Here is a 15,160-nt window from a genome sequence, read left to right as displayed (position 1 = left end):
GCTTTTACTTCTTAGAAAACTAGTTTTACAAACCCAATAACATAAACGCCAAAGAGAGCATCACAATGCCAATGAGCACTTCTAAAATTTTCCACGAAATCGCTTTGATAAAAATGGGTGTTAAGATTCTCGCCCCATAACCGAGTGAAAAGAAAAAGAGAAACGAAGCACTCATCGCACCAAAGCCAAAAAGCGGCGCCAAGCTTCCAAATTTTGTGGAAACGGAGCCGAGTAAAATGACGGTATCGAGATACACATGAGGATTTAGCCATGTAAATGCGAGGACAAGCAGGATGGTTTTGGCAAGTGAAGGTGTGGGTTGATCGAGTGGACTGAGCTCATGAGACATGCTCCACGCCGAGTAAAAACTTTTCAAGCCATAGACAAATAAAAAGGCAAAACCACCATACTTTGCAACGGTTTGCAAGGAAGGAAACTGCTCTACTAAATAACCAAAGCCCGAAACCCCAAAGAAAATCAAAATGGCATCGGAGAGTGCGCAGACCAAACAGATGATAAAAACATGCTCTTTTTTAATGCCTTGTTTGAGTACAAACGCATTTTGTGCCCCAATAGCAAGAATAAGTGAAAAACCAAGACTAAAACCTGAAATAAAAGCGTTCATTGTGTGTTCTTTGTGGTGAAAATAGGGAATGATGATAGCAAAATAATCGTTAAATTCGTTTTTACATGTAAAGATTTTCACGCTAGAGCTACTCTCAAAACATGACGAACTAAATTAAAAATTTTAGGTTTAAGATGAAGTATTTAACAGTGATTTAACAGAGCCTACCTATAGTACCCTCTTTATATTAGGAGAGGTTGTATGAATAAGATAGTGGGTATGTCTTTGATTGTTTCGACGTTTTTAATGGCGGAAACAATAGATTTGGGTGCGATAACAGTGGTAGGAGAAACACTCTCCAAAGAGGTCAAGGATATACGTGGCGATGACCTAAAATCTGCCGACCTTGCAGATGCACTTTCTCGCAATAGTGCTTCTATTACAATGATTCGAGGCAGTGGTGTTGCCAATGATATTATCTTACGTGGGCAAAAGAAAGATAATATCAATATTTTGATGGATGATGCCAAGATTTACGGTGGATGTCCCAATCGAATGGACCCAACCATTACACACATTAATGCCGATAATATTGAAAATGTCAAAATTGTTGAAGGACCGTATGATGTGGAACATTTTGGTACACTCAGCGGTTTAGTGGTCGCCGAAACCAAAACACCAACACAAGAACCAAGTGGCGATGTCAACCTTGGTATGGGAAGCTATGGCTATAAAAAAGCCGCTGCAAGTGCGAGTGGTGGCAACGAGTATATTCGTGCCTTAATCAGCGCATCAACCGAGCAGAGCGATCAATACAAAGATGGCAATGGTAAGACCCTTTCTGAGCAGCTTAACAATGCTATTGCCCAACATATGGGAATGGCGACAAATCGTTATCGCGATGGGGACTTGAAGGCCTACGAGAAAAAAACGTTTATGGGTAAAGTGTTTATCAACCCCGTGGAAAATCAAGAGATTCGCTTAGGCTATACGCTCAATCGCAGTGATAATGTTTTGTATCCGTCACGGATGATGGATGCGGACTATGACGATAGCGATATTTACACCTTTGGATATAGCATCTATGATCTTGGAACGTATTCAAAAGAGATTAACCTTGAAGCATACAAATCCAAGGTTGAACATCCGATGTCAACCAAAGAGAGAGTTGCGGGTGCAACAAATTATATGACAGCTAAAGCAAATACTGACATCGAAGGGGCTAAGCTTAAAAACGTGATGAGTTTAGGCGGCGGAGAGTTCATGTATGGTGTTGATATGAGTCGTCGAAATTGGGATGGTGTCAAATATTCCACCAACGTTGCAACAGGCATTCAAGGTGCTTCAACCGTCTTTATACCTGATGTTGACACCACCAATGAAGCGCTTTTTGCTCAATACATCACTACGATTGACGCGGTAAAACTTCAATTTGGAACACGCTATGACGATACGGAAGTCAAAGCGAATAAAAAAATTGCAGGCAGCAATGCTCGTGATAAAAATGACTATGACGCACTCTCTGCCAATGTTCTTGCCACCTATAAAGTCAATAACAATGTTGATTATTTCCTCGGTTTCGGCAAAGCTTCACGGGTTCCTGATGCAAAAGAGCTTTACTTGGGCACAAACTCGCTAGGCAATCTTGATCAAACCACCAACTATGAAGCCGATGCTGGGTTTAAAACACATTATGACAATTTTGGTGTGAATGGAAAAATATTTTACTCCATCTTAAAAGACTACATTTACTACAACTCTTCCAAATATGTCAACATTGATGCCGTCATTTACGGTGCCGAGTTAGATGCGTATTACAACATGAGTGAAGCATGGACACTTAATTATGGAATGACCTATTTAAGAGGTCAAAAAGACGACCCAATCGCAGGACAAAATGACAAAGACCTTGCCGACATCGTCCCTCTTAAAGCCATTGTTGGTGTAACCTACCATCAAGCAGAGCATACCCTTAAAACTGAAATGGTGGCTGCAAAACGATGGAATAATGTCGATAGCGACAATGGAGAACAAGAGCTTCCAGGCTACACGGTCTTTAACATGAAGTACAACTACCAAATGACCAAGCATTTTGATGTCACACTGGGTGTTGATAACATTTTTGATAAAACCTACGCCGTTTCCAATACCTACAGCGACATTACACTTCTCTCAGGTGGCGGTGACGTGATGCTGATGAACGAGCCAGGTCGCTACGCATATATCAATCTTCATTATAAGTTCTAACAAATCTAACGCCACTCATGGTTTTATTGATGGGTGGCGTTGTTTACATGTAAAGCTTTCCACGCCCAAATTCTTTCCCCTAAAAGTACCACACCAATGGCAACCATGCTATACTCAAACACCCCAGCCACTTTTTGTGCCCAGAAGCTATGAAGCAGTGCAAGAGCAAGGGCTACATAGACCATTTTATGATACTTTGAAAACGTGGCAAAGAGCTTTTTAAACGAGGTGAGTGCCATAAACAGAAGAATGATAAAAGCGATTACCCCGACATAGATGAATGGTTTTTTGAGGCTTTTTTCGAAGATGGTGACGAAGTCAAGTTCACTGTCTAAGATGACAAAAACGCTTACATGTAAAAGGACGTAAAAAAAGCTTAAAAGCCCGATGGTTTTGCGATAACGAAGCCAATTTAGCCCACAGACTCTTTTACATGTAGAAGGAATGAGTGAAAGTAAAAGAAGCGTTATCGCACCGACACCCGTGGTGGTGTAAAGCATTTTAATCGGGTCGATGGCGTTGTCGAGTCGATAATAGGCAATGCCTAAAGGAAGGAGGGCAAGAAGGACGAGGAAGATTTTCAAAAGAATTTCCTTAAGTCCATTCCAGCATAGAGTGAAGCGACCTCTTTTTCGTAACCATTAAATGGCAGAGTGGCTTGTTTGGTGAGTTTCCCAAGCAAGCGCTCTTTTGACTGAGTCCATCGTGGATGATCAACTTCAGGGTTAACATTGGCGTAAAAGCCGTACTCTTTGGCGTTGATGGCTTGCCATGTATTGAGCGGTTCTTTCTCCACGCACTCAATTTTATCCAGTGATTTGATGGACTTAAAGCCGTATTTCCAAGGTACAACGAGACGAATCGGAGCACCATTTTGTGGAAGCAGACGTTTACCGTACATTCCAACAGCAACAAAGGTGAGCGGATGGCGCGCTTCATCCATACGTAACCCTTCAACGTACGGGTAAGGAATGGAGGAAAAAATGCCTTTGGCTTGGTCGGGAAACAAAGAGGGGTCATGTCTCGTGGTGAACTTGACGTATTTGGCTTTCGCATTGGGCTCTAAATAATCGAGCAATTTGGAGAGCGGAAAACCGATCCACGGCACGACCATCGACCAGCCCTCAACACAGCGAAAACGGTAAATACGCTCTTCGAGTCCAAATTTTGCGATAAGGTCGTCTACTTCAAATGTTTGCTCATTTTTGAGTTCCCCCGAAAAATGGACATCCCACGGGGTTGTTTTCATCTTTTGTGAGAGCTTGACAGGGGCTGTTTTATCGGTTGAAAATTCGTAAAAATTGACATAGTTTGTGATCTGCTCCAACGTATTGGGTGAGAGTTTGAGTGGGTTGGTATCGGGTGTGTAATGAAGGCTCATATCGGGCGGAAGATCAGCTAAAAGCTGTGAAATAGCGGTACTACTTACCAATGCGCCCGCACCAAGTTTTAAAAAGTATCTGCGTGCCTCAAAGAGGGCTTCAGGGGTGATGAGCATGGCAAACTCCTATTCGAAAGTTCTCCTCATTCTAACAGAAAAGAATCAATAAAAAATTAATGATCTTTCAGCCATGCGTTGATCATAATGCCTGAGATCGTTGCGAGTTTTGGAAGCTGTGGTAGATTGTCTTTTGTAAACCATTTGGCATCTTCGATCTCTTCAGGTTGTAAGTGTAGTTCGCCGCTTTCGTATTCTGCAAAAAAACCTATCATTAAAGAGTGTGGAAAAGGCCATGGTTGTGAGCCAAAGTAGCGAAGGTTCTTGACGCGAAGGCCGACTTCTTCATAAATCTCACGATGCACGGCATCTTCAACACTTTCACCTGCTTCCACAAAGCCTGCGAGTAGACTGTACATGCCCGATGTAAAGTAGGGTGAACGTGCTAAAAGTATCTCATCACCTCGTGTAATAAGTACGATACAAGCAGGAGAAAGGCGCGGGAAAATCGTAAAGCCACAGGTTTTACATGTAAGGGCAGAAAACTTAGGTGAGTAGCCTATAGGATCGCCACAACGACCGCAATATTGGTTGTCATAAAGCCAGTGTGCAAGCTGTTTGGCACGAGCAAGCATCGCATAAAGATGTGGTGGATGAACGTCAAGAAATTCCCTGAGATTGGTTTTGACGAGGTGTTCTGGAAGTGTAATGTCTTCTTTCCACACAAGCAAAGAGTAGAGATCATCGTGAACTTCGCCGATGTGAAAGCTGTGATGTGGTTTTCCCAATATTTCAAAGTGTTCACGTTTGGGCAAAGAGCCATCGGCTGCCATTAAAAGAGCGTCACCACAAAAACCGATAATGACACTTTGCTTGCCATCTGTTGGCACAAAAAGGGGTGTCAGTTTTACCGAAATAGTATGTTCAAACACATTAAACCTCTTTACATGTAAAGTGCAAAATAATAGCAAAATCTTGCTAAAGTATGCCCAAAAAGGTTGATCTCTCTTTGGGCATAGAAGCTTAGGCTGTTTTAAATTGTGCCAATGTTTGGCTGAGGGTTCCTGAAAGTTTTGAGAGGTGTTCGGCTGCTGCGGCAATCTCTTCGACACTTCTCGCATTTGAGCTTGAAAGTTCATTGATCTCACCGATTTTTTCGATGACAGCTGTTCTAATAAGCTTCACATTGCTGTTTGCTTTACCAACGACATGATCGGTTGCAACAACGCTTTGTTCCAGCATATTGACGGCATCATTGGTTTGTTCGGTGACTTGGTTTGAAAATTCGGAGAGTTCATGGATACGCAGAACATTGTGGTTCATCTCGCCACTGATGTCGTTGATGGACTGAACGATGACATTGACCGTTGCATTGGTCTCAATGAGGCTTTTTTGCGTACGTTCGGCAAGTTTGCGTACTTCATCGGCTACAACGGCAAAACCACGACCATGCTCACCCGCACGTGCCGCTTCGATGGCAGCATTAAGGGCAAGAAGATTGGTTTGGTCTGCAATATCACCGATGACATCTAAAACAGTTTTGACTTGTTCCGCTTCTTGGGCAAGATGGTTGAGATGGTCGTTGATCGTTGTTTCCGCTTGGGCGGTTTGATTGAGTTGTGCAATCGTTGTGCTAAGAAGCGTTTGGGCACTATCAAGGCTTTTTTGAGCTTGTGTCGTGACGTCTTTGACATTTTTGGTTTGAACACTTGCTTCATCAATTTCTACCGCAACCACTTTGGCATCGCGTGTCGTTTGATAAACGACTTTAGACTCCTCTTCAGCCCGTTTTCCGATTTGGAGGCTTGTACTGGAAAGTTCTTCCGCAACAGAGGCATTTTCGATGGCGTTGCTTTTGGCAAGATTAAGTGCTTTGGCAACATCGGCAATCAGCGAATTAACCGCTTGAATAATGTCATTGATCTCATCATGGGAGTGAATGTTGATTTGCATGCTTAAATCTTTGTTCTGGCGCATCTGCTCACAGCCCGCTTTTGCTCGTGCTACAGAATGTTTAATAGAGCGTGTAACAATGAAAAATATAGCCAAAACAATGATCATCACAATGGCTAATGTCATTTGAGAGGCCATCATATTGGTGTCAAGACGATTGAAGTTGTTTGTTTTGACGGAGCTTGCTAAGTCATCCAATTTATCTGCTATGCTAGCAAAACCTTGGGTGCTTTGTTTATGGTATTCATCAAGTTTTTGGGCATCTTCTGGGTTGTTTTGAGCAAAACTTGGTTCATGCAGTGTTGCGCCATATTTTTTATACAGCTGCATTCGTGGGATGTTAATATCGTGCCATTCGGTCAAGAGCTTTTTGAGTGTTTCAATACGCTGATGATTTTGAGAGCTCATAAGCATGAGTTTAAGTGCGTCCAAATCGCTCAAGAGTTTTTGAAATATCTGCTCATAACGATCCAAATTTGATTGTTTAAAATAGAGTTGAAAATCACGCTGTTCAATGCGCAGTTCCATCGCTAATTTTTCTATCTCTGGAATGGTAGACAAACGAGTCGCTGCCATTTTTGCATCGTTTCCTTCTTTGAGGCTCTCAATGCCTAATGCACTAAATCCTAAAAAGATAATGACCAGTAAAAATGCTAGTTTATTTTTAATTGTTGCCAATAACATTGCTCTCCTTTTTTTGTGCGGTATCGTAGTCAATCAACGTAAATTATATGTAAATATAAGGGAAAAATAAGGAGTTAGAAAAATATGATTGTTGTCATGTAACGTAAATGTCACATTGACACGGTACACTTTCGATCATAAAACTAAGAGATATAAAAGGTCATCGAGAATGCAAAAAGAGTATATACATATTTTAGAGTGCGTAGGGCACGGGGTTTGGGAGTGGGATCCTATTGGCAATCGAATCACTTTATCGCCTCAATGGGTTTCTATGTTAGGTTATGAATATGAAACATTTCAACAGACAAAAGATATGTGGATGTCGCTTATTCATCCTGAAGATTTGAACTATTGCCTCAATGAATTGACCTCACTTTTGAGCGGTCGCATCAAACACTACAGGCATCAGCACCGTATGCTCTGCCAAGATGGAAGTTACAAATGGGTGCTTGATCAAGCGAAAGTTGTTGCGTACAATCCGCATGGCTACCCTAGCAAAGTGGTGGGCACACATACCGATATTCATGAGCTGAGAACAACGGTGGAGATGTACAAACAGCAACGAAAATAGACTTTACATGTAAAGCCTATAACTCTAGCTCAATGCCCACAGGACAATGGTCTGAGCCTTCAACAGAGGCTAAAATGAATGCATCTTTCAAACGCGGTTCTAGCTCTTTGGAGATGAAAACATAATCAATTCTCCACCCGACATTGCGTTCCCTCGCTCCAAAACGGTACGACCACCACGAGTAGGCATCTTTGATGTCACCATGAATGTGCCTAAAGGTGTCGATGTACCCGTGTTCTAAAAGCGAGTCGATCCACGCGCGCTCAATGGGCAAAAAGCCAGAAGTCTCTTCATTGGCTTTTGGATTTTTAAGATCAATCGTGCGGTGTGCCGTGTTCACATCGCCACAGATGATGATGCTATTTCCCTCCGCTCTAAGTGCTTCGGTATGTGCCAAAAAATCACTGTAAAATTTCATCTTGTGCGCAAGACGCTCTTCGCTTTGTTGACCGTTGGGAAAGTAAACGTTAAACAAAACCACATCGCCAAAATGGTGCTCCAAAATGCGCCCTTCGTGCGTATGGTCGATGGAGTGCGCGGTGTCGGTCTTTTTAAAATCAATGGTCGAAAAACTCATCGTTCCCGAATAGCCCTTTTTGGAAGCTGCGTTCACATGTTTACATGTAAAGGTATGGTTAAAAAGTGGTTCTGGAATTTGATGCGCTTCGGCTTTGATCTCTTGCAAACACAAGATGTCAGGTTTAAACACATCCACCCATGCAAACGCATTTTTAGAAGCAACGGCGCGAATGCCATTGACATTCCACGAGACTAATTTCATCGGTTTTCCTTTTTACATGTAAAGCGTAGTTTTTTAAAGTTTTAATGCCATAATGATAGCAGAAGAGGGGCAAATGCTTTGAAACTCACGGGTATTTTGAATGGATGGTGGTGTTTCATCGCGCGTGATTGTTTCAAAGCCGAAACGAGCAAAATAGTGCTCCGCCGTTGTGGTCAGCAGATACACGGTTTGAATGTTTTCATGGGTACAAAAGTTAAGCAGATACGAGAGCATTTTCTCACCAAGCTTTTGGTTTTTAAAGCCATCTTTGACGCACAAAGAACGCAAAAGCGCTTCGTTTCCATATGTTTCGACACCGATGGTTGCGACAATCTTTTCATCGATTAATCCCACAAAAAGCGTGATATTTTTCTCATCAATATCCGCTGTTGGGAGATGGTTCGATGCCAGCAAATGAGCGATAGCTCGGTACTCATTTTTTGTCGCTTTTCGTAGAGTTATTGGCATGCTTTTTCCTTTTACATGTAAAGACTAAACAAGGCTTAGAAGTACGATCAAAAGGATCGGTGGTGTGACGATGAGTCCAAACTTTGAGTACTCCCAAAAGCTGATTTTGACCCCTTTTTTTGCCATGACATGTAGCCACAAAAGGGTTGCCAGTGAGCCAAAAGGTGTCATTTTGGGACCGAGGTTACAGCCGATAATGTTAGCGTACGCCAAAGCGGAGTTGGGGATGTCGTGAAGCGCAATGTCCATGATCATGACGCTTGGCATATTGTTCATCAATGCGCTTAAAATAGCGGCGATAAAGCCTGTTCCGACAATCGCAATCGTATTGCCTTGTGCATTGAGTTCATTTAAAATATGCGTCAAATACGTTGTGAGTCCCGCATTTTTCAGTCCGTAAACAACGATGTACAGCCCGATGCTAAACCACACAACCTGCCACGGAGCTGTTTTGATGGTGAGCCACGGTTTAGCAGCTTTGAAATAGGCTGCGATCGCAAGAAAAAGCAGGGCTCCTCCAAGAGCGATAAAACTAATCGGAATGTGGTACTGTTCCCCCACAAAATAGCTTCCCATCAATGCGGCAATAAAAAACCACGCGAGGTGAAACAATGGTTTAGACTTTAGCACATCATCGGGATGTTTCAAGAGCTCTACGTTTACATGTAAAGGAATATCTTTACGCAAAAAGAGCCATAAAACAGCGATGGAAACAAAGGTGCTCACGATGTAAGGTATGAGCATTGTGCCAAGATAGGTGGAAAAACCGATGTGGAAGTAGTTGGCGGTGACGATGTTGGTGAGGTTGGAAAAGATAAAAGGCAGTGATGCCGAATCGGAAATAAACCCGCCTGCAAGCAAAAACGCCACAATCGTCTTAGGTTCTAGTTTTAAAATGCGCATTTTAGCCAGTAAAATAGGTGTGAGAATGAGCACCGCCCCATCGTTGGCAAAAAAAGCGGAGATGATGGAGCCTAATAAAAGTGAATAGACAAACATCACATGTCCGTTGCCTTTGGAAAATCGTGCCATCCAAATCGCACACCACTCAAAAAAACCTATCTCATCGAGGACAAGGGAGAGAATGATGATGCCAATGAAAGCGAGGGTGGCATCCCAAACGATGTTGGTCACGACTAAAACATCGGCAAAACTCACCACGCCCAAAAGCAGGGCAAAAGCAGCGCCTATGATGGCAGACGTGCCGATTTGAATTCCACGCGGTTGAATAATGACAAAGAGCAGGGTGATAAGAAACAGTGAAAAGGCGAGGATCATTTGGCATCCTTGCAGGCACAGACTGGCGTAGGCATTTGCATCTCTAAATAGCTAATCTCTTCAAGACATTCAAGCCTAAAACGATCTAGCGGAGAGCGAACCTGATAATACGCCCATTTCCCACGACGATCCACACGTAAAAACCCTGCATCTTTGAGGATTTTGAGATGACGTGAGACACGCGACTGGATGAGTGAAAATGCCTCTTCGATTTCACAGACACACACTTCACCGTGTTGATGAATGAAACGAAGGATTTGAAGACGTGTTTCGTCATTGAGCGCGCCAACGGTTTGTAAAAAAGTTTCCATGAGGTTTCTCGCAATTGATTTTTGAATAGCATAGCAGAATATTTCTTTCATATCAAGATATATTGATATGAAAAGTTAGAGTATAATATAGCACTTCAATGAGGAGCATAGCATGGAATTTCACACATGGCTTTTGTATGCCACCGTTGCGTTTATAGCGATAGTCAGTCCTGGTCCAGCGGTACTGTTAGCGATCAATAATTCTTTGATGTACGATCTTAAAGCAACTATTTTTTCATCTTTGGGGAATGTTTTAGGGCTTTTTGTACTTTCCAGTGCGGCGATGCTAGGTCTTGGCGTCGTGTTAAAAACATCGATGATTCTTTTTACCGCGTTTAAAATTATGGGAGCATTGTATCTGATCTATCTTGGTATCAAGCAGTTTCGAAATCTTCACAACATTTTTGAGCGTGTCCAGCTGAATCATGTCAAGAGTTCCGTGCATTATTTCGCTATTTTTCGTAAAGGATTTTTGATCTGTATCACGAATCCTAAACCGATCATCTTTTTTACAGCCCTGTTTCCTCTTTTTTTAGAGCCAACAGCACCGATCGTACCCCAGTTTTTCATTTTAACCTTGACGTTTATGGCATTTTCGTTTATGACACTAATGAGCTACGCCTTTTTTGCACGAAGTTTGAAGGGTTGGTTTCGTACGCGTAATCGCGCCACGTGGTTTAACCGTATCAGCGGCGCGATTTTTGTGGGTTTAGGTCTTGGGCTTTTGGGACTTGAACGCAAGTAAAAATTTCTCTTTACCTTTCATAATCAAATAGAAAAAGAGTGGCACAAAAACGACGCCAATGAGGGTGAGTGTGACCATGCCACCAACAACCGTTGTACCGATGATATGACGGCTGTTGGCTCCTGCACCAGAACTCAGCGCTAGAGGCAAGGTTCCTGCGATGAATGCAAACGAGGTCATGATGATGGGGCGAAAACGAATTTTTGCCCCTTCAATGGTTGCGTCTAGTAAATTAAATCCTTCTTCCATTTTTTGCAATGCAAATTCCACCATCAAAATCGCATTTTTGGCTGAAAGTCCGACAAGCGTGATAAGTCCTATTTGGAAGTAGATGTCATTTTGAAGTCCACGAAGCCAGATAGACAGCTCTGCTCCTAGAAGCGCAAAAGGAACCGCTAGCACAATCGCCCAAGGAATCATCCAGCTCTCATACAGTGCGACTAAAATAAGGAAAATGAAAACAATGGCAAAGACAAATGAGAGATTGCCTGTTTCTAAAAGTTTTTTCTCTTGCAGCGATGCACCACCCCATGCGATAGAGTAGCCTTCAGGCAAAACTTCTGCCGCGATCTCTTCCATGATTTTAATACCTTCGCCAGAAGAATAACCTGCATTGGTCTCTCCCAATATTTGAGCGGAAGGGAACATATTGAAACGTTTGGTAATGTTCGGATTGAGAACACGCTTAAAGGTCACAAGATCACTGAGTGCAATGTTATTTCCATCGCTGGCTTTGATGAAAATATCGCCGTAATTTTTAGTATCTTCTCTAAAATCGCCTTTTGCTTGAACATTGACACGGTAATTGCGCCCAAAAATATTGACATCATTCACATAGATATTGCCAAAAGTCGCTTGAATGGTGGTATAAATATCGGCAATATCAATACCATACGCTTTAGCTTTTGAATGGTTGACTTCAATGCGAAATTGCGGTGTACTGGAACTTAAGGTGCTTCTAACCGAACGAAGTTCTTGGCGCTCACTGGCACGTGCAACAATCTCTTTGGCATAACTTTCCAGTTGGTGGTAGTTTCCACCCGTTCTATTTTGAACATACATCTCAAAACCACCCGATACACCGAGTCCACTAATGGCAGAAGGAGAAACGGCAACAATACGTGCTTCTTTATTGGAAGAGAGTTTTTGCATAAGATCTTTTGAAATAGCGTCGACACTTTGATTTGCCTCTTTACGTTGTCCCCAATCGGTAAGACGTACATAACTGTAACCCGCTTCGGTTGTATACGCTTTTGAACTAAAATCAGAGCCTGAAAAACCACCCACTTTATTGACAGATGGATTTTGAAGTGCCACATCACCTACAGCGATATTGACTTCATGGGTACGTGAAAGAGAGGCAGCCGCAGGAAGTGTCGTGACGGCAAAAAAGACTCCTTTATCTTCTTTAGGCACTAGACCTGAGGGAATAATACCTAGAAGTTTAACGATCACAAAAATCATAATGCCAAAAAATAAAAGATTAAAGAGGCTAAAGCGGATAGCCTTTTGAACAATTTTTCCAAAATGGTGGGTGACATAGTCAAAAAGATCGTTGAATTTTTGAATAATCCATAAAGGTGCTTCTTCCTCTTTTTTCAAAAGCAACGAGCAAAGAGCAGGGGTGAGGGTTAGAGTAACAAGCCCAGAAATAGCGACGGAGATGACAATGGTAATAGCAAATTGCCGTGACATCGTACCACTGAGTCCGCCCATAAAGGCGGCAGGAATAAAGACGGCACTTAAGACAAGAACGATGGCAATAACTGGTGCAGTAATCTCTTGCATCGCTTTAATGGTCGCTTCTTTAACACTGAGATTTTCTTTACGCAAAATTCGCTCAACATTTTCAATGACAATAATCGCATCATCCACCACCAGACCAATGGCTAAGGTCAGTCCAAAAAGGGTGAGAAGGTTGATGGAAAAGCCTGTGGCATAAAAGCCAGCAAAGGTTCCGATGATGGAAACAGGGATGGCAAGGACTGGAATGATGGTCGCACGAATGTTGCCTAAAAAGAGATAGACCACAAAAATAACTAATGCAATCGCTTCTAATAAGGTGACAACAACCTCATGAATAGACGCGCGAACAAACAGTGTTGGATCGTACGTAGCATCGATTTTGAGCCCTTCAGGGAATTCCTTTTTGAGTTCTTCTATTTTTTTATCTAAAAGATCTGACACTTCAAGAGCATTGGCTTTAGATGTCAGAGTAATACGAATCATAGACGTGGGTTGTTTGTTAAAGAGTCCTTTGAAAAAGTAACGCTCAGATCCTAGCTCAAGTGTTGCAACATCGCCTAGTTTCAAAGAGGAGCCATCGGTGTTTGATTTAATCAAAATTTGCGCAAATTCTTCTGGTGTATTAAGTCTGCCTGTAGAGGTGACTGTGTACGTAAATGCAACATTTTTTTCTATCGGTTCTTGCCCAATTTGTCCCATAGGGTACTGCTCGTTTTGGGCTTTAATGGCATTGATCACTTCTGTGGTCGTAATGTTGTAAAAAGAGAGTTTTTGAGGATCAAGCCAGACACGAATGGAATACTCTTGATTGCCGACAATAATGGCTTCCGAAACACCAGGAATGCGCTTAAACTCTTCCAAAAGATTGTTAATAGCGTAGTTGGACATAAAAATAGTATCGTAACGATTGTTTTCTGAAGTCAGTGCGAGCATACGCAAGGTATCGTTGGAACGCTCTGCCACTTCCACCCCTTGACGTTTAACAGCATCGGGAAGCTTACTCTCCGCCAAACGTATACGGTTGTTGACATCCAGCTTGGCTTGGGACATATCGGTTCCCACCTCAAAATAGAGGTTCATGGTAAGAAGTCCGCTCGGTGAGGTCGTAGACATCATATAGAGCATGTTGTCAACACCATTGATTTGTGCTTCCAATACAGAGGCTACCGTATTTTCAAGTGTAGCGGCATCAGCTCCTGCGTAAGTGGTGGAAACAATGATCTGAGGCGGTACAACATCGGGGTATTCTTGAACAGGAAGTGTTCGAATTGCCATAATACCTGCGATAATAATAATGAGTGAAACAACGATGGCAAAATTAGGTCGTAAGATAAAAAAATTTAGAAAACATCTCGATACATTACCTTTACCGTGTTTACAGATGTGACATTTTAACTAAATATTCTTAATAATGATGCGCTATAATCATTCGATTATTAGGAGTTATATTATGGAAATTATTCATTTTGAGCATGTCAATGTCGCTTACGACGAGCAGGATGTGTTGCATGACATCAATCTAAGCATTAAAGAGGGTCAGCATACGGTTATTTTAGGTGCGAATGGTTCAGGGAAGTCAACACTTTTGAAACTTTTCTCCAACGATATTTATCCACGTTTCAGCGAAGCGACCACCAAAGAGGTGTTTGGCAAAAAGGTGTGGGATATTTGGGAGCTTAAAAAGCATTTGGGTATCATCACCAATGATTTGCACTACCAATTTAGCGATAGAGCACCCAATTTGAGTGGTTTTGAGGTTACTCTCTCAGGCTTTTACAGCAGTTTTCATATTTACGAGCATCAAGAATTTTCACCTTTACATGTAACGAAAGTGGAAGAGGTTTTGGACTTTTTGGAAATACGGCATTTAAGAGACAAACATATCTCCGAGATGTCCACAGGGGAGCTAAGGAAGTGCATCATAGCGCGTTCTTTAGTGCATGAACCAAAGGCGATGATACTGGATGAGCCAACGGTGGGACTTGACATCAAAGCGCAGTTGAATTTTATTGAGATGATCCGTAAAATTGCAACACAACGTACGATCATATTAGTGACTCATCACTTAGAGGAAATTTTTGAGGAGATTTCACAAGTGGTGTTGATCAAACAAGGTTGCATTGTTGCGCAAGGAGAAAAAGAAGCACTTTTAAACGATGCTCAACTTTCCGCAATTTTTGATCTACCTTTACATGTAAAATGTGAAAAAGGACGCTATTTTGTTCAAAGTGTGGGGTGATTAAACTTTTTCACAACGCTCTTTAGATAAAATTTTTTATTAAAATCTTACGAAACTAAATTTGCAAGAAGTTAAAGCACCTAAGGTGCGTGGGCTTTCTGCCGAAGAAAACCCAGTGTTAACGTAGCTTTTTT

14 protein-coding genes are annotated in these 15,160 nt (G+C 42.1%); 4 read left to right on the top strand and 10 right to left on the bottom strand.

The features are described 5' to 3' along the window. Positions 1-25: 25 nt before the first annotated feature. Positions 26-625: a LysE/ArgO family amino acid transporter gene (locus Sdiek1_RS09765; protein WP_087438942.1), complete on the bottom strand. Its 600-nt coding sequence runs from the start codon at positions 623-625 to the stop codon at positions 26-28. A gap of 201 nt (positions 626-826) precedes the next feature. Between Sdiek1_RS09765 and Sdiek1_RS09760 the strand changes: the two genes are divergently transcribed. Then, a complete protein-coding gene (locus Sdiek1_RS09760; RefSeq protein WP_087438941.1) occupies positions 827-2,812 on the top strand; it encodes a TonB-dependent receptor in 1,986 nt (661 codons plus the stop codon). A gap of 23 nt (positions 2,813-2,835) precedes the next feature. Here Sdiek1_RS09760 and Sdiek1_RS09755 read toward each other — a convergent pair whose 3' ends face one another. From Sdiek1_RS09755 to Sdiek1_RS15505, 4 genes are all read right to left on the bottom strand, one after another. After that, a complete protein-coding gene (locus tag Sdiek1_RS09755; protein ID WP_087438940.1) occupies positions 2,836-3,396 on the bottom strand; it encodes a ferric reductase-like transmembrane domain-containing protein in 561 nt (186 codons plus the stop codon). Then, positions 3,393-4,310, bottom strand: coding sequence for a protein-methionine-sulfoxide reductase catalytic subunit MsrP (gene msrP / locus Sdiek1_RS09750; protein ID WP_087438939.1), 918 nt, complete (start codon positions 4,308-4,310; stop codon positions 3,393-3,395). Before msrP ends, Sdiek1_RS09755 begins: the two co-directional genes overlap by 4 nt. 56 nt (positions 4,311-4,366) lie before the next feature. Then, a complete protein-coding gene (gene nudC, locus Sdiek1_RS09745; protein WP_161492023.1) occupies positions 4,367-5,182 on the bottom strand; it encodes an NAD(+) diphosphatase in 816 nt (271 codons plus the stop codon). Between the two features lie 91 nt (positions 5,183-5,273). Then, entirely contained in the window at positions 5,274-6,887 is a 1,614-nt protein-coding gene (locus Sdiek1_RS15505; protein ID WP_087438937.1) for a methyl-accepting chemotaxis protein, read from the bottom strand. 169 nt (positions 6,888-7,056) lie between these two features. Between Sdiek1_RS15505 and Sdiek1_RS09735 the strand changes: the two genes are divergently transcribed. Further along, entirely contained in the window at positions 7,057-7,458 is a 402-nt protein-coding gene (locus tag Sdiek1_RS09735) for a PAS domain-containing protein (RefSeq protein WP_087438936.1), read from the top strand. A gap of 16 nt (positions 7,459-7,474) precedes the next feature. Here the strand turns inward: Sdiek1_RS09735 and Sdiek1_RS09730 are convergent, their stop codons facing one another. From Sdiek1_RS09730 to Sdiek1_RS09715, 4 genes are read right to left on the bottom strand one after another with little or no spacing between them, the layout of a single operon-like run. Continuing rightward, positions 7,475-8,239, bottom strand: coding sequence for an exodeoxyribonuclease III (locus tag Sdiek1_RS09730; protein WP_087438935.1), 765 nt, complete (start codon positions 8,237-8,239; stop codon positions 7,475-7,477). Positions 8,240-8,272: 33 nt separating this feature from the next. Beyond that, a complete protein-coding gene (gene arsN2, locus Sdiek1_RS09725; RefSeq protein ID WP_087438934.1) occupies positions 8,273-8,707 on the bottom strand; it encodes an arsenic resistance N-acetyltransferase ArsN2 in 435 nt (144 codons plus the stop codon). 24 nt (positions 8,708-8,731) lie between these two features. Continuing rightward, positions 8,732-9,985, bottom strand: coding sequence for an arsenic transporter (locus tag Sdiek1_RS09720; RefSeq protein ID WP_087438933.1), 1,254 nt, complete (start codon positions 9,983-9,985; stop codon positions 8,732-8,734). After that, positions 9,982-10,296 (bottom strand): ArsR/SmtB family transcription factor, encoded by a 315-nt coding sequence (locus tag Sdiek1_RS09715; RefSeq protein ID WP_087438932.1) that lies wholly within the window; start codon positions 10,294-10,296, stop codon positions 9,982-9,984. Before Sdiek1_RS09715 ends, Sdiek1_RS09720 begins: the two co-directional genes overlap by 4 nt. Positions 10,297-10,408: 112 nt before the next feature. Here Sdiek1_RS09715 and Sdiek1_RS09710 point away from each other — a divergent pair, with 112 nt between their 5' ends. Next, positions 10,409-11,041, top strand: a complete 633-nt coding sequence (locus tag Sdiek1_RS09710) for a LysE family translocator (protein ID WP_087438931.1) — start codon at positions 10,409-10,411, stop codon at positions 11,039-11,041. Here Sdiek1_RS09710 and Sdiek1_RS09705 read toward each other — a convergent pair. Next, positions 11,006-14,077 (bottom strand): efflux RND transporter permease subunit, encoded by a 3,072-nt coding sequence (locus Sdiek1_RS09705; RefSeq protein ID WP_238099304.1) that lies wholly within the window; start codon positions 14,075-14,077, stop codon positions 11,006-11,008. The two genes, Sdiek1_RS09710 and Sdiek1_RS09705, sit on opposite strands and share 36 nt — an antisense overlap. A gap of 160 nt (positions 14,078-14,237) precedes the next feature. Between Sdiek1_RS09705 and Sdiek1_RS09700 the strand changes: the two genes are divergently transcribed. Next, on the top strand, positions 14,238-15,026 hold the full coding sequence (locus Sdiek1_RS09700; protein WP_087438929.1) for an ABC transporter ATP-binding protein: 789 nt from the start codon (positions 14,238-14,240) through the stop codon (positions 15,024-15,026). Positions 15,027-15,160 lie beyond the last annotated feature (134 nt).

The sequence above is a fragment of the Sulfurospirillum diekertiae genome (genome assembly GCF_002162315.1).
Lineage (GTDB): Bacteria > Campylobacterota > Campylobacteria > Campylobacterales > Sulfurospirillaceae > Sulfurospirillum.
The sequence above is the reverse complement of the archived record's forward strand: the minus strand, read 5'-3'. Positions and strand labels throughout refer to the sequence as shown.